Source organism: Streptomyces sp. ALB3 (assembly GCF_044385685.1).
Lineage (GTDB): Bacteria > Actinomycetota > Actinomycetes > Streptomycetales > Streptomycetaceae > Streptomyces.
This window is the reverse complement of the sequence record NZ_JBISCE010000032.1, coordinates 264680-283739: the sequence shown is the minus strand read 5'-3', so window position 1 is coordinate 283739 and position 19060 is coordinate 264680. Positions and strand designations below refer to the sequence as shown.

Annotated in this window: 20 protein-coding genes; 14 read left to right on the top strand and 6 right to left on the bottom strand. The window is 73.4% G+C overall.

Going from position 1 to position 19060, the window contains the following annotated elements; translation table 11 throughout:
- The first annotated feature begins 3 nt into the window (after window positions 1-3).
- Window positions 4-708, top strand: coding sequence for a helical backbone metal receptor (locus ACHFIV_RS20720; RefSeq protein ID WP_398971015.1), 705 nt, complete (start codon window positions 4-6; stop codon window positions 706-708).
- On the opposite strand, the gene ACHFIV_RS20715 is transcribed toward ACHFIV_RS20720, so the two are convergent.
- Window positions 647-1801: a TDT family transporter gene (locus tag ACHFIV_RS20715; protein WP_398971013.1), complete on the bottom strand. Its 1155-nt coding sequence runs from the start codon at window positions 1799-1801 to the stop codon at window positions 647-649. The two genes, ACHFIV_RS20720 and ACHFIV_RS20715, sit on opposite strands and share 62 nt — an antisense overlap.
- Window positions 1802-1871: 70 nt before the next feature.
- On the opposite strand from ACHFIV_RS20715, the gene ACHFIV_RS20710 reads away from it, so the two are divergent.
- Complete coding sequence (locus ACHFIV_RS20710; protein WP_398971010.1) at window positions 1872-2807, top strand: LysR family transcriptional regulator; 936 nt, start codon at window positions 1872-1874, stop codon at window positions 2805-2807.
- 21 nt (window positions 2808-2828) lie between these two features.
- Here ACHFIV_RS20710 and ACHFIV_RS20705 read toward each other — a convergent pair whose 3' ends face one another.
- Together ACHFIV_RS20705 and ACHFIV_RS20700 are read right to left on the bottom strand one after the other, a co-directional pair.
- Window positions 2829-3542, bottom strand: a complete 714-nt coding sequence (locus ACHFIV_RS20705) for a gamma-glutamyl-gamma-aminobutyrate hydrolase family protein (RefSeq protein ID WP_398971007.1) — start codon at window positions 3540-3542, stop codon at window positions 2829-2831.
- Between the two features lie 111 nt (window positions 3543-3653).
- Window positions 3654-4418 carry a FadR/GntR family transcriptional regulator gene (locus ACHFIV_RS20700; RefSeq protein WP_398971004.1) on the bottom strand — a complete coding sequence of 255 codons (765 nt, stop codon included), beginning with the start codon at window positions 4416-4418 and terminating at the stop codon, window positions 3654-3656.
- Window positions 4419-4456: 38 nt separating this feature from the next.
- Between ACHFIV_RS20700 and ACHFIV_RS20695 the strand changes: the two genes are divergently transcribed.
- From ACHFIV_RS20695 to ACHFIV_RS20680, 4 genes are read left to right on the top strand one after another with little or no spacing between them, the layout of a single operon-like run.
- On the top strand, window positions 4457-5818 hold the full coding sequence (locus ACHFIV_RS20695) for a glutamine synthetase family protein (protein ID WP_398971002.1): 1362 nt from the start codon (window positions 4457-4459) through the stop codon (window positions 5816-5818).
- An 8-nt stretch (window positions 5819-5826) separates the two neighbouring features.
- Window positions 5827-7191, top strand: a complete 1365-nt coding sequence (locus ACHFIV_RS20690) for an aldehyde dehydrogenase family protein (protein ID WP_398970999.1) — start codon at window positions 5827-5829, stop codon at window positions 7189-7191.
- Between the two features lie 4 nt (window positions 7192-7195).
- Entirely contained in the window at window positions 7196-7987 is a 792-nt protein-coding gene (locus ACHFIV_RS20685) for a 3-oxoacyl-ACP reductase (RefSeq protein WP_398970996.1), read from the top strand.
- Window positions 7988-8006: 19 nt separating this feature from the next.
- Entirely contained in the window at window positions 8007-8927 is a 921-nt protein-coding gene (locus ACHFIV_RS20680; protein ID WP_398970993.1) for a DUF2510 domain-containing protein, read from the top strand.
- Window positions 8928-8954: 27 nt separating this feature from the next.
- Here the strand turns inward: ACHFIV_RS20680 and ACHFIV_RS20675 are convergent, their stop codons facing one another.
- Window positions 8955-10157 carry an amino acid deaminase/aldolase gene (locus tag ACHFIV_RS20675; RefSeq protein ID WP_398970990.1) on the bottom strand — a complete coding sequence of 401 codons (1203 nt, stop codon included), beginning with the start codon at window positions 10155-10157 and terminating at the stop codon, window positions 8955-8957.
- Window positions 10158-10555: 398 nt separating this feature from the next.
- On the opposite strand from ACHFIV_RS20675, the gene ACHFIV_RS20670 reads away from it, so the two are divergent.
- A complete protein-coding gene (locus tag ACHFIV_RS20670) occupies window positions 10556-11521 on the top strand; it encodes a hypothetical protein (protein WP_398971141.1) in 966 nt (321 codons plus the stop codon).
- The gene (gene mycP / locus ACHFIV_RS20665; RefSeq protein ID WP_398970987.1) at window positions 11518-12753 is read left to right on the top strand and encodes a type VII secretion-associated serine protease mycosin; all 1236 of its coding nucleotides are present in this window, start codon (window positions 11518-11520) and stop codon (window positions 12751-12753) included. Before ACHFIV_RS20670 ends, mycP begins: the two co-directional genes overlap by 4 nt.
- Window positions 12754-12795: 42 nt before the next feature.
- Here the strand turns inward: mycP and ACHFIV_RS20660 are convergent, their stop codons facing one another.
- Window positions 12796-13500 carry a serine hydrolase gene (locus ACHFIV_RS20660; protein WP_398970984.1) on the bottom strand — a complete coding sequence of 235 codons (705 nt, stop codon included), beginning with the start codon at window positions 13498-13500 and terminating at the stop codon, window positions 12796-12798.
- A 188-nt stretch (window positions 13501-13688) separates the two neighbouring features.
- Between ACHFIV_RS20660 and ACHFIV_RS20655 the strand changes: the two genes are divergently transcribed.
- Window positions 13689-14417, top strand: coding sequence for an SseB family protein (locus tag ACHFIV_RS20655; protein ID WP_398970981.1), 729 nt, complete (start codon window positions 13689-13691; stop codon window positions 14415-14417).
- Between the two features lie 72 nt (window positions 14418-14489).
- Here the strand turns inward: ACHFIV_RS20655 and ACHFIV_RS20650 are convergent, their stop codons facing one another.
- The gene (locus tag ACHFIV_RS20650) at window positions 14490-14855 is read right to left on the bottom strand and encodes a DUF1844 domain-containing protein (RefSeq protein WP_391772798.1); all 366 of its coding nucleotides are present in this window, start codon (window positions 14853-14855) and stop codon (window positions 14490-14492) included.
- A gap of 386 nt (window positions 14856-15241) precedes the next feature.
- Between ACHFIV_RS20650 and infC the strand changes: the two genes are divergently transcribed.
- The 5 genes from infC to ACHFIV_RS20625 all read left to right on the top strand — a co-directional run bounded on the left by infC (window position 15242) and on the right by ACHFIV_RS20625 (window position 19010).
- Window positions 15242-15904, top strand: a complete 663-nt coding sequence (gene infC / locus ACHFIV_RS20645; protein WP_398971137.1) for a translation initiation factor IF-3 — start codon at window positions 15242-15244, stop codon at window positions 15902-15904.
- Between the two features lie 120 nt (window positions 15905-16024).
- Window positions 16025-16219 (top strand): 50S ribosomal protein L35, encoded by a 195-nt coding sequence (gene rpmI, locus ACHFIV_RS20640; RefSeq protein ID WP_030918579.1) that lies wholly within the window; start codon window positions 16025-16027, stop codon window positions 16217-16219.
- Window positions 16220-16325: 106 nt separating this feature from the next.
- Window positions 16326-16709 carry a 50S ribosomal protein L20 gene (rplT, locus tag ACHFIV_RS20635; RefSeq protein WP_003970214.1) on the top strand — a complete coding sequence of 128 codons (384 nt, stop codon included), beginning with the start codon at window positions 16326-16328 and terminating at the stop codon, window positions 16707-16709.
- A gap of 164 nt (window positions 16710-16873) precedes the next feature.
- Entirely contained in the window at window positions 16874-17713 is an 840-nt protein-coding gene (locus ACHFIV_RS20630) for a TrmH family RNA methyltransferase (protein ID WP_398970976.1), read from the top strand.
- Window positions 17714-17861: 148 nt separating this feature from the next.
- Complete coding sequence (locus tag ACHFIV_RS20625) at window positions 17862-19010, top strand: sensor histidine kinase (RefSeq protein WP_398970973.1); 1149 nt, start codon at window positions 17862-17864, stop codon at window positions 19008-19010.
- Window positions 19011-19060: the final 50 nt, after the last annotated feature.

Below are 19060 nucleotides of genomic sequence, written 5' to 3'. Positions count from 1 at the left end.
CCGGTGCGCGTCGTCTCCCTCGTCCCCTCGCTCACCGAGGCCGTCGCCGTCACCGCCCCCGGCCTGCTCGTCGGGGTCACCGACTGGTGCACCCGCCCCGCCGGGCTCGATGCCGTCCGGATCGGCGGCACGAAGAACCCCGACACCACGGCTGTGACGGCTCTGCGTCCCGACCTCGTCCTCGCCAACGAGGAGGAGAACCGGGAGGTTGACCTGGCAGCCCTGCGAGCGGCCGGGCTGAACGTCCTGGTCACCGAGATCCGCACCCTCGACCAGGCCTTCAGCGAACTGGAACGGGTGCTCACCGCGTGCGGGCTGCCCCCGCCGCACTGGCTGGAGGAATCCAGGAGGGCCTGGGCCGCGCTGCCGTCCGTCGCCGCCCCGCGTCCCGCGATCGTGCCCGTCTGGCGCCGGCCCTGGATGGTGCTGGGCCGCGACACCTTCGCCGGCGACCTGCTGGCCCGCCTCGGGTTCAGGAACGTGTACGCCGGCCACCACGACCGCTACCCCCGTATCCCGCCGGCCGAGCTGAACGCCTCCGGCGCCGAGCTGGTCGTACTGCCGGACGAGCCGTACCGCTTCACCGCCGACGACGGACCCGAGGCCTTTCCCGGCCTGCCCGCCGTACTCGTCGACGGGCGTCACCTCACGTGGTACGGACCGTCACTGGCCGAAGCGGCCGGGGCGCTGCGAGCAGCGCTCCGCTGAGCAGTCCGCCCAGTGTCCGCACACCGGCGACCGCCCAGGCGGCCACCAGCAGCGCGTAGAGCGCCACGGCCAGCCAGGTGAAGGTGTGCAGCCCGGTGTGCCGCGCCAGGCCCGCCGCACCCGTGACACACGTGCCGACCGGGAAGGTGAACCCCCACCACGTCATCGTGAACCGCATGCCGCGCCGTACGGCACGCACCACCAAAGCGGCGGACAGGGCCAGCCACAGCAGGGCGAACCCCATCACCGGCACCCCGTACAGGACGGCGAGGACACCGAAGGCCGAGGCGTACGGGGCGGCGATCGCGCCCGGCGCCACATCGGCCAGCTGGTTGACGGCCGTCGTCGACTGGCCCAGTGGCCCGAGCACCAGGAACAGCGTCGGGGTCAGGGCCAGGGGCGGAGGGCCCTGGTGGACCAGCCGCGCGAAGACGAGCGGCAGGACCACCAGGGTCGCCAGCAGGGACAGCCCGAACATCGCGTAGCAGGCGAGGAGCAGGGCCTCGCGTCCCTGGCCGGGGGCCAGCTCGGGCACCAGCAGCGGTCCGACCGCGGCCGAGACCATCGGCGCCACCAGCGGGAGCAGCCACACCGGCGACGCGGTGCCGGGGGCGGGACGGTGGCGTACGACCATGAGGTAGGGGATCGCCACGGCTGCAGCGAGGCCGGTGACCGTCCCGGCGGTGAACAGGAGCACGTCCGCGGCGACCGCGGCCCGATGCCCGATGAGGTCCTGACCGGCCACCACGGTGCCCGCCCCCACGGCGAGCAGCGCCATGGACAGGCAGCCGTGGAACGGGGCGACCGCGGGGTCCATGAGGTGGGCACGGGCCTGGTCCCGGTGGAGGATCCAGTGGCCGGCCCGGGCCGTCAGCACGGCGGCCAGCAGCACGGCGGAGACGGCCCACACCACGACGCAGGCGGTCCGCAGGCCCGGTACGTCCACGGGCAGCGTGGCGCCGGCGGTCGCGACGACGGCGGTCCCCATGACCGTGGCGTACCAGTTGGGGCCGAAGTGGCGCAGGGACGGCAGCGGGAGGGCGGCGGTACGGGGCGCGGGCGTCCCGGCCCGGACCGGCGGAAAGATGGCCATGCCACGATTCTCGGCGCGGGGAGCGCCGCCCACCAGGGAGCGCGGGGCTATGAGGTCATAGGCTGGCCTTATGTCCACGCCGGTGCCACCGTCCTCCTCGCTGCCCCACCGTGTTCCCGACCTGGGAGCCATGGTGCTGCTGCTCGCCGTGGCCAGGCACGGCAGCCTGGGCAGGGCGGCGCGGGAGGTGGGCATCAGCCAGCCCGCCGCCTCCGGCCGTATCCGGTCGATGGAGCGGCAGCTCGGCGTCGCGCTCCTGGACCGCTCACCGCGCGGATCCCGTCTGACCGACGCGGGAGCCCTCGTCACCGACTGGGCACGCAGGGTCGTCGAGGCGGCCGAGGCCTTCGACGCGGGAGCACAGGCGCTCAGGGACCGGCGCGACTCGCGGCTGAGGGTCGCCGCGAGCATGACCATCGCGGAGTACCTGCTGCCGGGGTGGCTGATCGCGCTGCGGGCCGCGCGGCCGGGGACCGCCGTGTCCCTGCTCGCGGGCAACTCGGCGGCGGTCGCCCTGCGGCTGCTCGCCGGTGAGGCGGATCTGGGCTTCGTCGAGGGGCTGTCGATACCGGAGGGGCTCGACGGCACGGTCATCGCGCACGACCGGCTCGTCGTCGTGGTGGCTCCGTCGCACCCCTGGGCGCGCCGGGGCGGGCTGACACCGGGCGAGCTGGCCGGGACGCCCCTGATCCTGCGGGAACACGGCTCCGGCACCCGGCAGGTCCTGGACGCCGCGCTCGCCGTGCACGGGGGGCTGGCACGCCCGCTCCTCGAGCTCTCCTCGACGACCGCCGTGAAGGGCGCGGCGGAGAGCGGCGCCGGCCCCTGCGTGCTGAGCGAACTGGCACTGGGGGAGGAGCTCTCCGCGCGGCGCCTGGTCAAGGTCCCGGTCGCGGGCGTCCGGCTGCGCCGTCAGCTGCGCGCGGTCTGGCCCGCCGGCCACCGGCCGACGGGACCCGCACGCGACCTGCTCTCCCTGACCGCCGGAGACCCGGGCCGGCCCTGACCGCCGCCGGGAGGGGAGGGCTCACGCCGAGGGCACGGCCGCCCCGGCCCGGGCAGCCGCCACCAGGGCCCGCATGACGCGCAGGTCGTCCCCCATCTCCGGATGCCACTGGACCCCGAGCGTCCACGGGCCGCCCGGCAGTTCCACGGCCTCCACCGTGCCGTCCGCCGCGTGCGCGGAGGGCACCAGGCCCGGTGCGAGCCGGTCCACCGCCTGGTGGTGGTAGGTGGGTACCGACGTCTCCTCGGGTACGAGCGAGGCGTACAGCGTCCCCGGGACAGGCGTCACCGTGTGCTCGCCGAGTACCCCGGACCTGCCGAACGGGCCGGCGTGGCCGTCCAGGTGCTGGGTCAGCGTGCCGCCCAGTGCCACGTTGAGCAGCTGCATGCCGCGGCAGATCCCGAGCACCGGGGTTCCCGCCGCCCTGGCGGCCCGGAGCAGGGCCACTTCCCAGGTGTCGCGCTCATGAGCCGGCGGCCCCGTCCGGAAATCGCGCTCCGCGCCGTACAGCCCCGGATCGACGTCGGCGCCGCCCGCGATCACGAGACCGTCCACCCGGGCCAGGGCGGCCCCGGCCCGCGCCGGGTCGTCCGGCGGCAGCAGCGCGGCCAGCCCGCCGGACCGCTGGACCAGCCGCGGGTAGGCGGAGGGGAGCACCGCCGCGGGGAGTTCCCAGACGCCCCAGCGAGCCGCCGGCTCCAGATAGGTCGTGATGCCGATGAGCGGTTCGTGCATGGCGCGGTCCCTCCGGCGGCCGGCCTGCGGGCCGGCCCGGTGCAATGGTGTTGCGCCATACCTTTGTTGGTACAGCGCCGCCGCGCAAGAGCGGTGATCCAGAAGGCGTGATCAGGCCAGGAATCCCCGGAGCAGCGCTGCCGTCCCGGCGCAGTGCTCACGGGAGACCGCCCGGGCCGCCTCCTCGTCCCGGTCGAGCACCGCTTCGACGAGGGCCGCGTGCTGATGCTGCGAGTGTTCGAGGTTGCGGACCAGCAGGGGTATGCAGTCCAGGAGTTCGTTGACGTCCGCACGCACGGCCGCGTACCGGCTCGCGAGGGAGGGCGAGCCGGAGAGCCCGGCGAGCGTCAGGTGGAAGTGGGTGTCAAGCCTGCGGTAGTCGGGCAGAGGTGCCTCGTGTGTCGCCGCCAGAGCCGCTCGCAGCCGGTCCGCCCCCTCGCCGTCGAGACCGCGCGACGCGCAGAGCCCGGCCGCCCCCGACTCCAGGACCTCACGGAAGAGCAGCACGTCCTCGATGTCCACGCCGGCGGCCCGGCGGCGCAGCTCGTCCCCGTCGGCCGGGCCGGTGCGGGGGAGTACGAACGTCCCGCCGTGCCGGCCCCGTCTGGCCTCGATCAGGCCCTGGTCCTGGAGCACTCCCAGCACCTCGCGCAGGGTGACGCGGCTGATGCCGAGTATGTCCGCCAGCTCACGCTCCGGGGGCAGCCGCCCGCCGCCGGGCACCAGGCCGAGTCTGACCACCTGGAGGATCTGCTCCAGCGCCTCCTCGAAGCCGTTGCCCGCGCGGACCGGCCGCAGCGCGGGCAGCAGCCGGCCGGAGGCCCCGGTCTCTTCCGCCACGTCCCGATTCCCTTCCCCCCAATGGTTTTCTCCCATACCTTAAGCCTTCCGGCTGACCGAGCGAGGAGCATCCCGTGACGCACCGAACACCCCCGCTGGGGACCGACGAGCTGCGCGTGCTCGTGGAGCGCGGTGAGATCGACACCGTGGTCCTCGCCTTCCCCGACATGCAGGGCCGGCTGCAGGGCAAGCGGTTCGCGGCGTCCTTCTTCCTCGACGAGGTGCTGGAACACGGCACGGAGGGGTGCAACTACCTGCTGGCCGTCGACACGGACATGAACACGGTCGACGGATTCGAGATGTCCTCCTGGTCCAACGGCTACGGCGACTTCGCGATGCGCCCCGACCTCACCACCCTGCGCCGGATCCCCTGGCACGAGGGCACGGCCCTCGTCATGGCCGACCTGGCCTGGGACGACGCCTCACCGGTCGCCGCCGCGCCCCGCCAGATCCTCCGGCGGCAGCTGGAGCGGCTCGCCGCACACGGACTGACCGCCCACGTCGGCACGGAACTCGAGTTCATCGTCTTCAAGGACACCTACGAGCAGGCCTGGGACCTGGCCTACCGCGGTCTCACCCCGGCCAACCAGTACAACATCGACTACTCCGTCCTCGGCACCGGCCGCGTCGAACCGCTCCTGCGGCGCATCCGCAACGAGATGGCCGCCGCCGGACTCACCGTCGAGTCGGCCAAGGGCGAGTGCAACCCCGGCCAGCACGAGATCGTCTTCCGTTACGACGAGGCCCTCGTCACCTGCGACCAGCACGCCGTCTACAAGACCGGTTCCAAGGAGATCGCCGCCCAGGAAGGCGTCTCGCTCACCTTCATGGCCAAGTACAACGAGCGCGAGGGCAACTCCTGTCACATCCATCTCTCGCTCCAGGACGCCGACGGACAGAGCGTCATGGCGGGCGAAGGGGGCACGATGTCCCCCGTGATGCGGCACTTCCTCGCGGGCCAGCTCGCCGCCCTGCGCGACTTCTCCCTCCTGTACGCGCCGAACATCAACTCCTACAAGCGGTTCCAGCCCGGCTCCTTCGCCCCGACCGCCGTCGCCTGGGGCCACGACAACCGCACCTGTGCCCTGCGGGTCGTCGGACACGGCCGCTCGATGCGCTTCGAGAACCGGCTGCCCGGCGGCGACGTCAACCCGTACCTCGCGGTCGCCGGTCTGGTCGCCGCCGGTCTCCACGGCCTGGAGAACGCCCTGGAACTCCCCGACGCGTGCGAGGGGAACGCCTACACCGCCGGATACGAACAGGTCCCCACCACACTCCGTGAGGCCGCCGCTCTCTGGGAGAGCAGCGAGGTGGCCAGGGAGGCCTTCGGTGACGACGTCGTCGCGCACTACCGCAACCTGGCGCGCGTCGAACTGGAGGCCTTCGACGCGGCGGTGACCGACTGGGAGCTCCGCCGCTCCTTCGAACGCCTGTGAGGCACCCCGTGATCCATGAGCACCGTGTCATCAACCCGGCGACCGAAGAGCTCGTCGCCACGGTCCCCGCCACCACCGCCGAGGAGGTCGGCGCCGCCGTCACCCGCGCCACCACGGCCCAGCGCACCTGGGCCGCCCTGGCTCCCGCCGACCGCGCCCGGCTCCTGCGCCGCTTCGCCGTCCTCGTGGACGAACACGCCGAACGGCTGGCCGGGCTCGAGGTCACCGAAGCGGGACACACCCTGGGCAACGCCCGCTGGGAGGCGGCGAACGTCCGCGACCTGCTGGACTACGCGGCCGGGGGAGTGGAACGCCTGACGGGTCGGCAGATCCCCGTGCCGGGCGGCATCGACCTGACGTTCCTCGAACCCCTGGGCGTCGTCGGAGTGATCGCCCCGTGGAACTTCCCCATGCCGGTGGCCGCCTGGGGCACCGCCCCCGCCCTCGCCGCAGGCAACGCCGTCCTTCTCAAACCCGCCGAGACCACCCCGCTCACCGCCCTCCGGCTGGCCGGGCTCGCACTCGAAGCCGGGCTTCCCGAGCACCTCTTCCAGGTGCTGCCCGGCGCGGGGGACGTGGCGGGCAGCGCACTCGTCGCACACCCGGGCGTCTCCAAGATCGTCTTCACCGGCTCGACCCGCGTCGGCAAGCAGATCATGGCCGGGTGCGCGGACCGGGTGAAGCGGCTGACCCTCGAACTCGGCGGAAAGAGCCCCAACATCGTCTTCGCGGACGCCGACATCGAGGCCGCCGCGGCCGCCGCGCCCATGTCCTTCCTGGACAACGCCGGCCAGGACTGCTGTGCCCGCACACGCATCCTGGTCCAGCGGTCCGCGTACGACCGCTTCCTGGAGCTCCTGGTCCCGGCCGTCGCCTCCGTCGTCGTGGGAGACCCGTCGGACGAGAAGACCCAGATGGGCCCGCTGATCTCGCGGGCCCAGCTGGAGCGCGTCCGGGGCTACGTCCCCGGCGACGCGGACGGCTTCCGGGGCAGCTCGCCCACCGGCCCCGGCTTCTGGTTCCCCCCGACCGTACTCACCGGGATCGCGCCCGACGCCCCCGTCGCGACCGAGGAGGTCTTCGGCCCCGTCGCCGTCGTGCTGCCCTTCGACGACGAGGACGACGCCGTACGGCTGGCCAACGCCACCGACCACGGCTTGGCCGGCTCCGTCTGGACCCGCGACGTGGGCCGCGCCCTGCGGGTCTCCCGGGCGGTCCGCGCCGGCAACCTGTCCGTCAACTCCCACTCCGCCGTCCGCTACTGGACCCCCTTCGGCGGGTACGGGCAGTCCGGGCTCGGCCGTGAACTGGGGCCCGACGCCCTCGCGGCCTTCACCGAGACCAAGAACGTCTTCATCGGCACGGAGGCCTGAACAGATGACCACCGAATCCGGCAGCGTCTGCCGCCGACTGACCGGCCGCACCGCCGTCATCACCGGTGCGGGCAGCGGCATCGGCCTCGCCACCGCCCGCCGGCTGGCGTCGGAAGGAGCCCACGTCGTCTGCGGCGACATCGACGAGCACGCGGGAAGGGCCGCCGCCGAGGAGGCGGGAGGCCTCTTCGTACGCGTCGACGTCACCGACCCCGGCCAGGTCGAAGCCCTCTTCGCGGCCGCGGACGACACCTACGGCTCCGTCGACATCGCCTTCAACAACGCGGGTATCTCCCCGCCGGACGACGACTCCATCCTCACGACCGGGCTGGAGGCGTGGAAACGCGTCCAGGACGTCAACCTCACCTCCGTCTACCTCTGCTGCAAGGCCGCCCTCCCCTACATGAGGCGCCAGGGCCGCGGCTCGATCATCAACACCGCGTCGTTCGTGGCCCGGATGGGCGCCGCGACCTCCCAGATCTCATACACCGCGTCGAAAGGCGGTGTCCTCGCCCTGTCCCGGGAGCTCGGTGTGCAGTTCGCCCGCGAGGGGATCCGTGTCAACGCCCTGTGCCCCGGGCCGGTCGACACCCCCCTGCTGCGGGAACTGTTCGCCGCGGACCCGGAGCGTGCCGCCCGCAGGCTCGTGCACATCCCGGCCGGCCGGTTCGCCGAGGCCACGGAGATCGCCGCCGCCGTCGCCTTCCTGGCGAGCGACGACTCGTCCTTCGTCAACGCCACGGACTTCCTCGTCGACGGCGGGATCTCGGGAGCGTACGTCACACCCCTCGACTGACGCTCCCTAGAGTGGTGCCATGAGCAACGCGACGCCGCCCGGCTGGTACCCGGGCGTGCCCGGCACGGAGCGCTGGTGGGACGGCACGGCATGGACCGTACACACCCGCCCGGCGGCCGTGACCCGGCCCGTGGGGCTCCACCCTCCGTACGTGCCCCACGGATCCGGCGACGCCACCGGGGGCGGCGGCCGGACGACCCGGGCCGCCGCCCTGGCCGTGGCGGGCCTCGCGGTCGTCGCCGCCGCCGTCACCGGGTTCCTCGTGCTGGGCGAGGACGACGGCGGCACGCGGCCGGTTTCCGCGCCCAGCGGTACGCCGCCGCCCACCGCGACGGGCAGCGCCGCCCCGGCGCCCGCTGAGGGCCCGCAGGACGACCCCGCCGTGCTGGTCGACCAGCTCAACGGGGTCACGCTTCCGGTACCCGACGGCTGGGAGAAGCCGGAGAACACCCTCGACGACGCCTCCACGATGCGTACGGCCGGCTCCTACACCTGCCCGGGCGCCTCAGGAAGCCTCTGCTACCACGGCACGGTCTCGGTCCGGACGGCGAGCGGCACCGACCTCACGGCCATGAAGGCACTGGCCGAGGAGGACATCGGGGCGGCGGCCGACCGCGCCTACGGGAGGAACGCCGTCGACGACCTCGTCCACGGGGGCATCACGTCCCAGAGGGAACTGGCGTCCAGGTCCGTGACCGTGGCGGGGCGCACCGGACACCTCGTGCGCCGGCAGGTCACCACGGGCAGGGGCCCCGGCGGCTACGTGCAGTCGCTCGTCTTCCCCTCCGCGGTGGGCAGCGAGACCCCGGTCGTCGTGCGGTTCGCGTTCGACGCCGGCAGAAGGGAACTGCCCCTCTCCCTCATGGACGCCATCACCCGGGGCATCCGGCCGGTCGGCGACGCCACCGGCGGCGGCGTGGGCAGCACCGTGGCTCCCTGACCGGGGACCTCACCTGACCGGGAGACCTCAGAGGAACGTGCGGCCCTCACCGCGGTACGTCGGCACGGTGGCGGTGATCCGCTCACCCTCGATCAGCCGCAGTTCGTCGAAGCGCTCGCACACCTCACCGGCCTTGGCGTGGCGGAACCACACCTTGTCCCCGATCAGCAGATCGTCAGCGGGTGCCCCGAGCAGGGGCGTCTGGACCTCTCCCGGGCCTTCCTGCGGGTCGTAGCGCAGCCCCTCGGGCAGCCAGGGCACAGGCAGCCGGTCCGCGCCCGCCGCCCCGGACGCCGGGTAGCCGCCGCCGAGCACCGTCACCACTCCGACGCCCGGCCGCCGCACCACGGGCTGGGCGAACAGGGCGGCCGGACGGCCGGTGAACGAGGTGTAGTTGTCGAAGAGCCTCGGGACGTAGAGACCGGACCCCGCCGCGATCTCCGTCACCGCGGACTCCGCGGCGGTGTGCTGCACGCTGCCGGTCCCGCCCCCGTTCACGAACTCCAGGCCGGGTGCCACCGCGCGCACCGCCCGCACGACCTCCGCGCGCCTGGCCGCCAGCTCCCGGCGTGCCGCCGCCTGCATCAGCCGGACCGCGCGGGACCGCAGCGGCCGTCCGGCCACCGCGTCACCCACACCGGCGACATGGCCCTCGTACGCCATCAGCCCCACCAGCCGGAAGCCGGGCCTGCGGTCCACCGACCGGGCCAGCTCGGCCAGTTGGGAGGGCGAACGGAGCGGTGAACGCAGCGCGCCGACCCTGACCCGGCCGCCGAGCAGCCGCAGCGAGGTGTCCAGCTCCAGACAGACCCGGATCTCCTCGGTGCCACCGGCCCGCGCGGCGTCGATCAGCTCCAGCTGCGCCTGATCGTCCACCATCACCGTCACGGCCGCCGCGAGCTTCGGATCGGCCGCCAGTTCGGCGTACGCGGACCGGTCGGCCGACGGATAGGCCAGCAGCACGTCGTCGAACCCGGCACGGGCCAGCCACAGCGACTCCGCGAGGGTGAACGACATGATCCCGGCGAAGCCCGGACGTGCCAGCACCCGCTCCAGCAGGGCACGGCAGCGCACCGATTTGCTCGCGACCCGGACGGGCTTGCCACCCGCCCTGCGCACCAGGTCGTCGGCGTTGGCGTCGAAGGCCTCCATATCGACGACGGCCAGCGGGGCGTCGAGATGGGCGGTGGCCCGGTCGTAACGGCTCCGGTCAGCTGCGCGGACAGTCATGACCGCAGCTTGCCAGACACCCGTACCACTGGGTAGGGGACGTTCGGTGCAGATCATCCCGCGCCCCCGGCCCGTTCCCACGGGGGGCCGTCCACCCCGTAGAGTGACCGGTACACGATCGACCCGGCGGGCCGTGCCCCACAGCGGTCAGTGGGCGGTGGCGGGGACGTGGACCAGGGGGACGGATGAGTACCGAAGCGCAGCGCGCTCCCGTGCCGCCCCGCCCGTCGGGCCCGCCGCCCGTGCCGGGTGGCCCCGTGCCCCCGGCCCCGCGCGCGCAACCCGTCCCGCACGCCGACCCCGCGCCGCCCGTGCCCGGCACGGCGCCCACGTCACCGCCGCCCGCTCCTCCCGCCCCGCGCGGCGAACCCGTCCCGCCGGTGGAGACGACCACCCGGCTGCGCCCCGTCCCGCCCGCGCCGACGGCCTGCCCCGCACCCCCGGCGCCCCCCGGCCCGCCGCCCCCGCCCGCCGCCACCAGGCGCAGGCCCGTCGGCGCGGTCGACCTCACGCCGCGGCCCGGCGCGACACCCGCCCCGCCCGGCGCCTACTACGCGTACGCGGAGACTCCCGCCGAGACCACCACTCGGCTGCGACCCGTCAGGGCCCGGAACCCGGTCAGGACCGCGGCGGCCGCCGTCTGCGCCGTGCTCGGCCTCGGTCTCATCGGCGGTGCGGTCACCGGAAGCTGGCTCACCGGACACTCCGCGGCCGAGCCGGGCGACACCGGCGCGTACGCCCTGGGCCGCTCCGCCTGGCACAGCGTCCCCGTCGACACCCTCTTCCCCCGGACCCTCAAGGGCGACGGCGCGGGCCCGGGGGCCACGGACCGGGTCTGGACCAGGGTCGCCGTCGCCGGTGACAGCGGCTGCGCGGCGGGCCTCGATCCGCTGCTGCTCAAGACGCTCCGCCCGGTCGGCTGCGAACGCCTGGTGCGCGCCACCTACACCGATGCCACGCGCAGCAGCGTCACCACCGTCGGCATGGTGTTCACCGAGGCCGGCACCGACGCGATGAGCGCGCTCGGCACGCGGTTCACCACCCAGCGCCTCGCCGGGCGCGCGGACCTGATGCCCCGTGCGTACCCGGTGAAGGGCACCGTCGCCGCCGGGTTCGGCGACCGGCAGCGCGCCAGCTGGACGGTCCACGTCCTGACCGAACTGCCCGTCGTCGTGTTCGCCGTCTCCGGCTTCGCCGACGGCCGTACGGTCCCCGATCCGCAGCCCGCGGCCGAGGCGATGACCGGCGGCGCCACCACCGCTCCCGCCCAGGCCGGACTCGGCCACGAGGCGAAAGGCGTCGCCGACCGGGTGGAACGCACCCTGCGCAGGACCGTCACCGACCTCGCGGAGAAGCCGGAATGACCCGTCCCCACCGGCTCAGGGCGCTCGCCGCCGTGGCCACCGCCACCGCCTTCACGCTGCTGCCCGCCGTCCCGGCCCACGCGGACGCCATCCGGGACCAGCAATGGGGCCTGGAGGCCCTGCACACCGACACGGCCTGGCAGACCACCAAGGGCAAGGGCATCACGGTCGCGGTCCTGGACACCGGCGTCGACGACGCCCACCCCGACCTCGCGGGTCAGGTGCTCCCGGGCAAGGACCTCATAGGCTTCGGTGCCGGACGCGGTGACCGGTCCTGGGCCCTGCACGGCACCGCCATGGCCGGCATCATCGCGGGCCGTGGGAACGGCCCCGGGCGGACCGACGGTGTCCTGGGCGTCGCCCCGGAGGCGAAGATCCTGCCCGTACGGGTGATCCTCGAGTCCGGGGACCCGTCACGCGCCAAGGCCCGCGAATCACGCGGAACCGCGCTCGCCGACGGCATCCGCTGGGCGGCCGACCACGGTGCCGACGTCATCAACCTCTCCCTGGGCGACGACAGCGAGTCGGCCCACCCGGAGCCCGGGGAGGACGCCGCCGTGCAGTACGCCCTCGGCAAGGGAGTGGCCGTCGTCGCCTCGGCGGGAAACAGCGGGGAGAAGGGCGACCGCATCTCCTACCCCGCCGCCTACCCCGGCGTGATCGCGGTCGCTGCGGTCGACAGGTACGGCACGCACGCGGCGTTCTCCACGCGTCGCTGGTACGCGACCGTCAGCGCCCCCGGTGTGGACATCGTCGTGGCCAACCCCGACCAGCACTACTACATCGAGTGGGGAACGTCCGCCGCGTCGGCGTTCGTCTCCGGGGCCGTGGCCCTCGTGCGCGCCGCACATCCCGGCCTCTCGCCCGCGCAGATCAAGACCCTGCTCGCGGACACCGCCCGCGACGCCCCGGCGGGGGGCCGCGACGACGCCAGGGGATACGGCATGGTCGACCCCGCCGCCGCGATGGAGGCCGGGGCGAAGCTGCGACCGGACGGCCCGGGCGCCCGGGCCGCCGGCTACCGCGACGAGTACTTCGGCTCCGGACCGGACCCCCAGGGCGGCGACGGAGACCCGGCCGGCTGGCTGGCCCCTTCGGCGGGTGGCCTCGGAGCCGTACTCCTCGCCCTGGCCGTGGTGCTGTGGCGCGGCAGGAACAACGGCGGCGGGAACACCGTGGGCGGCAACCCCGCCGGGTACAGCCCGTTCCCCACCGGGGGACCGCTGCGTTGAGCGCGGCGCGGGCCGGTGCCGTGGCGCCCCCGTCCGCCCCGGTCAGGCCGCCGGCCCGAGCACACCGGCCGCCGCCCTCGCGACGGACTCCACGAGAGCGATGCCCGCCTCCTTCGTCGCGTGCCCGCGCGACAGCACCGCCATCAGCAGGGTGCGCCCGCCGCTCCGCACCCGCCCGATGCTGTTGACGTCCCACAGCCCCGTCGTCGTCCGGGGCATCCAGCCGTTCTTCAGCCCCGCGCACGTGCCCGCCGCGGACACACCCCACCGCTGGTCCGCCTCCACCTGGCCCATCAGCTCCGCGATGTACGCCCGCGAGTCCGCCGAAAGCTCCGAATTCGCCCCGTACACCGCCTCCAGCAGCCGCACCTGGTCGGCAGCCGTCGTCCGGGTCAGGCCCCACGCGTGGGCCGCCCGCGTCCCGGTCAGCCCCAGCCGTCCGTTGGCGGCGTCGAGGGCCTCCTCCCCGCCGATGACCCTCAGCAGCGCGGTGGCCGACGCGTTGTCGCTGCGCCGGATCATGGCCTCCGCGTACGCGTGTTCGGCGCCGTTGAGCTCCCGGTTCCCGTCCTGCGCCCCGAGCAGCAGTGCCGCCAGGATGCCGACCTTCACGACGCTGGCGGCGTCGTACTGCCCGCCCCCGTACACGGCTCCGGCGCCGCTCTCCGTGTCCCGCAGGGCCACCGACACATCGGCGCCCCGCGCCAGGGGCGCCAGCGCCCCGGCCAGCTCCGCGTCGAGATCCACCTGGGGCTCCTCGCTCCCGCCCGCCGTGGCCGACGGGGTCGAGGCGGACGATACGGCGGCCCACGGCCGCGTGCGCGGCATCCGGCGCACGAGCCACGGGACACGCCCATCCGTGGCGGAACCGGCCGGCAGCAGCCCGTGCCCGACCTGTCGCCCGGGTGGGGGAGCCGACCCACTACGCTCGTCGTGTGGCGCTCAAGAACATTCCCGATCCCGGTTTCTCCGACGACGACGGCACTGCCTCGCCCGAACTGACGGCGGCCCTCGCGGCGTGGGCGCAGGACCGGACGGCCGTCGGCCCGGTCCTCGCGGCGCTCCGCGGCGCCCGGCTCCTCGTGCCGGTCGTCGCCGTGCTCGGCGAGGTCGAGGTGGACGAGAACGGGCTGCGCCGGGAGAAGACCAGTGACATGGCGGTGCCGACCCTGCAGGCCGGTGGCCGGCGGGCACTGCCCGCCTTCACCTCCACCGCCGCACTGGCCCGCTGGGACCCGCAGGCCCGCCCCGTCGCCGTACCCCTGCACCAGGCGCTTCAGGCCGCGGCCCACGAGAAGGCGGACACGGTGGTGCTCGACCTGGCGGGACCCGTCGCCTTCGAGCTGACCGGCCCGGTGCTGCTGGCACTGGCCGAGAACCGCACCAGCGCAGACCCGCTCGACGACCCCGCCGTCGTCGACGCGGTGCGGGCGGCTGCCGCCTCCGAGCCCACGGTGCTGCGCGCCCACCTCGGGCCGGGCCGGGCGGACGGCACCCTCGCCCTGGTCCTCTCCCCGGACGCGGTGGTCGCGGACGCCGCCCGCCGGGTCGCCGACGCGCTCTCGGCCAGCGAGGTGCTGCGTGCCCGACTGGTGCGCGGGATCGACCTGGCGCTGCTGCCGGCCGACGCCCGGGCCCCGGGCGAACCGCTGTTCAGCCGCTGACGCGGGCGAGCCCGCCGCCTGGGGACAGGGGGCGGGCTCGGGGACGTGCGGTGACGGCCGGCAGTGTGACGACTAGCCGTAGACGGGACCGGTGTACTTCTCACCCGGGCCCTGGCCGGGCTCGTCCGGTACGAGCGAGGCCTCACGGAACGCCAGCTGGAGCGACTTCAGACCGTCGCGCAGCGGCGAGGCGTGGAAGGTGCTGATCTCGGTGGCGCTCGCGTCGAGCAGCCCGGCCAGTGCCTGGACCAGCTTGCGGGCCTCGTCGAGGTCCTTGTGCTGCTCGCCCTCCTCGGTCAGGCCGAGCTTCACGGCTGCCGCGCTCATCAGATTGACGGCGACGGTCACGATCACCTCGACCGCGGGAACCTCCGCGATGTCGCGGGCCATGTCGTCGAAGCCGGGGTTCTCGGTGCTGGGGGTGGTCGAGTCGCTCATGCCCCACACGATAAGGCCACGCCGGTGCCGCCCCTGCTGCGGGAGCCGCCCGGGCAGCGGGTTAGCCCCAGCACCGGGGAGCTGCTAACCTTGTGTAACGACCGGCCGGACACCTATGTGACCGGCCCACAAGTGGAGGCTCCGATCTCCCACCTGACCGTCCTCAGGGACGGCGGGTCACCGGTCAGGTGGCAGCCATCGTTCCGTACGGACGATGGGGCCGCCCGATAGCGCCCCGCGGTTGCACGCGGCGGTGTTCCGGTATTTCCAGGAGCCCCGCCTGTGTCCCGTCCGGGGCATTTCTGCTTTCCCGGCTCGGTTGGTCATACAGAAGACGTTACGCGGCTGTCCGCCAGGCGGTCGCGTGGTGCTACCGAGGAGGATCCATCAGCGCCGAGCCCCGCATCAACGACCGGATTCGCGTTCCCGAGGTGCGACTTGTCGGTCCCAGCGGCGAGCAGGTCGGGATTGTTCCGCTTGCCAAGGCCCTGGAGCTCGCACAGGAGTACGACCTCGACCTGGTCGAGGTGGCGGCGACAGCCCGTCCCCCCGTGTGCAAGCTCATGGACTACGGGAAGTTCAAGTACGAGTCGGCCATGAAGGCCCGTGAGGCGCGCAAGAACCAGGCGCACACGGTCATCAAGGAAATGAAGCTCCGGCCGAAGATCGACCCGCACGACTACGACACCAAGAAGGGTCACGTCGTCCGGTTCCTCAAGCAGGGGGACAAGGTCAAGATCACGATCATGTTCCGCGGTCGTGAGCAGTCCCGTCCCGAGCTGGGATTCCGTCTGCTCCAGCGTCTCGCTTCGGACGTCGAGGACCTCGGCTTCATCGAGTCGAACCCGAAGCAGGACGGCCGGAACATGATCATGGTTCTGGGCCCGCACAAGAAGAAGACCGAAGCCATGGCCGAGGCCCGCGAGGCCCAGGCCGCCCGCAAGGCGGAGCGTCAGGGATTCACCCCCGACGCCGAGTCCGAGGGTGAGACCGCTGAGGCCCCGGCCGCAGCGGCCGAGGCTCCGGCCGATACACCTTCCGAGGCGTGACCTCCGGGGGCCGCCATCCAGGCGCCCCCGGGTCCCCCGGAACCCACCCAAAGATCTGACGCCCCTGCAGTCCGGTGCCCGCACCGTGAGGGGCGCCACTGACGAGGAGATAACGGCGCGATGCCGAAGAACAAGACGCACAGCGGTGCCAGCAAGCGCTTCAAGATCACCGGCTCCGGCAAGGTGCTGCGCGAGAAGGCCGGCAAGCGCCACCTGCTCGAGCACAAGTCGTCCAAGAAGACCCGCTCGCTGACCGGCACGGTCGTCGTGGCTCCGGCCGACGCCAAGAAGATCAAGAAGCTTCTCGGCAAGTAGAGGGCGACGCCTCCGGTGAAGCCGGAGGCGCGACCTCCATCCGACCGGGACCAATTCGTTTCCGGGCCGTGTGAGTGAACCACGGCCCCGCTGCAAGGAGTTAAAAGTGGCACGCGTCAAGCGGGCGGTAAACGCCCACAAGAAGCGCCGGGCGATCCTCGAGGCCGCCAGCGGTTACCGCGGTCAGCGTTCGCGCCTGTACCGCAAGGCCAAGGAGCAGGTCACCCACTCCCTGGTCTACAACTACAACGACCGCAAGAAGCGCAAGGGCGACTTCCGTCAGCTCTGGATCCAGCGCATCAACGCGGCTGCCCGCCAGAACGGCATGACGTACAACCGCCTCATCCAGGGTCTGAAGGCCGCCAACATCGAGGTGGACCGCAAGATCCTGGCCGAGCTCGCGGTCAACGACGCCAACGCGTTCGCCGCGCTCGTCGAGGTCGCCCAGAAGGCCCTCCCGAGCGACGTCAACGCCCCGAAGGCCGCCTGATCCAGGCAGTACTTCCAAGCGTCCCCAGCGTTTCGAGCCGGACCCGCAGGCGTGTGCCGTCTGCGGGTCCGGTGCGTTGCACCACGTGTCGCGTACGCAGTCAGCCGTACGCAGAGAAACGTACGCAGAGAAGCTGACCTACGCAGAGAGGCTCGCCGCCGACCATGGGCACCCCCGAACTGATCTCCGCGCGATCACCGCGAATCGCCGCCGCACGCCGGCTGGCCAGGCGTAATTTCCGCGGCAAGGAGCGCAGGTTCATCGCCGAGGGGCCGCAGGCCGTACGCGAGGCAGCCGCGCACCGCGGAGTCGACGGCGAACCCACACTGACCGAGCTCTTCGCCACCGTGGAGGCGGCGGAGCGCCACGCCGACATCATCGACGCCGCTCGTGCCACGGGCGCCCGCGTGCACCTCGCGGACGGCGAGGTGCTCGCCGACGTCTCGCAGACCGTCACCCCCCAGGGACTGATCGGCGTCTGCCGCTTCCTGGACTCGCCGTTCGACGACATCCTCGCGGCGAAGCCCGCCCTGGTCGCCGTCCTCGCCCACGTACGCGACCCCGGGAACGCGGGCACCGTGCTGCGCTGCGCGGACGCCGCCGGCGCGGACGCCGTCGTGCTCACCGACGCGTCCGTGGACCTCTACAACCCCAAGTCCGTCCGGGCGTCCGTCGGCTCCCTCTTCCATCTGCCGGTGGCCGTCGGCGTGCCCGTGGAGCAGGCCGTGAGGGGGCTCCGGGCCGCCGGTGTGCGCATCCTGGCGGCCGACGGCGCCGGTCAGGACGACCTCGACGACGAACTCGACGCGGGCACCATGGGAGGGCCCACCGCCTGGGTCTTCGGCAACGAGGCGTGGGGCCTGCCGGAGGAGACGCGCGCCCTGGCCGACGCCGTGGTCCGGGTCCCGATCCACGGGAAGGCCGAGAGCCTCAACCTCGCCACCGCCGCCGCGGTGTGCCTCTACGCCTCCGCGCGGGCCCAGCGCCCCCGGCGGGCCGGCTGATCCCCGCCGGCGCCCCACCGATCGATACGGGCCACACTCCGCCGGTGCCCGCCCGGAGGGTGTCGCCCGGCCGCCGGCGCCTAGTAGGGTGACGAACTGGACGAACTCGGGGACCCACCGCACCGGTTCGAGAGGTGGGGTACGGAGGATGGCTGTCGGCATGAGCAGGCCGCGAGCGACACACACGGCCGCCGTGCGCGCCCTCTCCGGCGGGACCGGCGCGAGCCAGGCCGTGGGGGACCCCGCGACGGACGTCGACCCGGACGACCTGCCCGACGGTCTCGTCGTCGCCGACGAGAACGGCGAGGTCATCTGCTTCAACGCGGCCGCGGCCCGGATCACCGCCACACCCGCACCCGCCGCGCTCGGCCGCTCCCTGCACCAGGCGCTGCCCCTGGAGGACCTCAAGGGGCGACGCTGGTGGGACCTCACCGACCCGTACGGCGGGCTCGCCATCCGGGTCGGCCAGCCCGAGCGGAACCTGCTGCTCCCCGGCGGCCGCGAGGTCCTGGTCTCCGCACGGTACGTACGCGAGACCCCCACCGGCCCGGTCCGCCGGCTCGTCGTGTCGCTGCGCGGCACCGAGGCGCGCCGCCGCACGGAGCTCAGTCACGCCGAGCTGATCGCGACCGTCGCCCACGAGCTGCGCTCGCCGCTGACCTCGGTCAAGGGCTTCACCGCCACGCTCCTGGCCAAGTGGGAACGGTTCACCGACGACCAGAAGCGGCTGATGCTGGAGACCGTCGACGCGGACGCCAACCGGGTCACCCGGCTCATCGCCGAGCTGCTCGACATCTCCCGCATCGATTCCGGCCGGCTGGAGCTGCGGCGTCAGCCCGTGGACATCTCCGCCGCCGTCGAACGCCACATCCAGGCCCTCACCGCGAACGGCCAGGCGCCCGACCGCTTCCTCGTGCACACCCGTCAGCCGCTGCCCGCGCTCTGGGCCGATCCGGACAAGGTCGACCAGGTCCTCGGCAACCTGCTCGAGAACGCGGTGCGCCACGGCGAGGGAACCGTCACCATCGAGATCGCGCCCGCACCGGCGAAGAGCGACGAGACCGGAACGGCGGTCACCGTGAGCGACGAGGGCCCCGGTATTCCCGAGGAGTCGATGAGCCGCGTCTTCACCCGCTTCTGGCGGGGCAGCAAGCGTGGCGGGACCGGCCTGGGCCTGTACATCGTCAAGGGCATCGTGGAGGCGCACGGCGGCACCATCACGGTGGACCGGGCACCCGGCGGTGGCGCCGAGTTCCGATTTATCCTGCCTGTGGGGGCTCCGGCGTATCTCGCCTGAGCAGCCCACGGGCTTCTCCGCCGCTCGGCGGCCCGTAGACTCGACCTTTG

What these genes read in the sequence shown, in the direction of transcription:
- ACHFIV_RS20680 (WP_398970993.1), top strand. Translation starts at nt 8,007, where the DNA reads ATGAGCAACGCGACGCCGCCCGGCTGGTACCCGGGCGTGCCCGGCACG.
- ACHFIV_RS20685 (WP_398970996.1), top strand. Translation starts at nt 7,196, where the DNA reads ATGACCACCGAATCCGGCAGCGTCTGCCGCCGACTGACCGGCCGCACC.
- ACHFIV_RS20705 (WP_398971007.1), bottom strand. Translation starts at nt 3,542, where the DNA reads ATGCACGAACCGCTCATCGGCATCACGACCTATCTGGAGCCGGCGGCT.
- mycP (WP_398970987.1), top strand. Translation starts at nt 11,518, where the DNA reads ATGACCCGTCCCCACCGGCTCAGGGCGCTCGCCGCCGTGGCCACCGCC.
- ACHFIV_RS20630 (WP_398970976.1), top strand. Translation starts at nt 16,874, where the DNA reads ATGGGCACCCCCGAACTGATCTCCGCGCGATCACCGCGAATCGCCGCC.
- rpmI (WP_030918579.1), top strand. Translation starts at nt 16,025, where the DNA reads ATGCCGAAGAACAAGACGCACAGCGGTGCCAGCAAGCGCTTCAAGATC.
- ACHFIV_RS20715 (WP_398971013.1), bottom strand. Translation starts at nt 1,801, where the DNA reads ATGGCCATCTTTCCGCCGGTCCGGGCCGGGACGCCCGCGCCCCGTACC.
- ACHFIV_RS20650 (WP_391772798.1), bottom strand. Translation starts at nt 14,855, where the DNA reads ATGAGCGACTCGACCACCCCCAGCACCGAGAACCCCGGCTTCGACGAC.
- ACHFIV_RS20625 (WP_398970973.1), top strand. Translation starts at nt 17,862, where the DNA reads ATGGCTGTCGGCATGAGCAGGCCGCGAGCGACACACACGGCCGCCGTG.
- ACHFIV_RS20710 (WP_398971010.1), top strand. Translation starts at nt 1,872, where the DNA reads ATGTCCACGCCGGTGCCACCGTCCTCCTCGCTGCCCCACCGTGTTCCC.
- ACHFIV_RS20700 (WP_398971004.1), bottom strand. Translation starts at nt 4,418, where the DNA reads ATGGGAGAAAACCATTGGGGGGAAGGGAATCGGGACGTGGCGGAAGAG.
- ACHFIV_RS20675 (WP_398970990.1), bottom strand. Translation starts at nt 10,157, where the DNA reads ATGACTGTCCGCGCAGCTGACCGGAGCCGTTACGACCGGGCCACCGCC.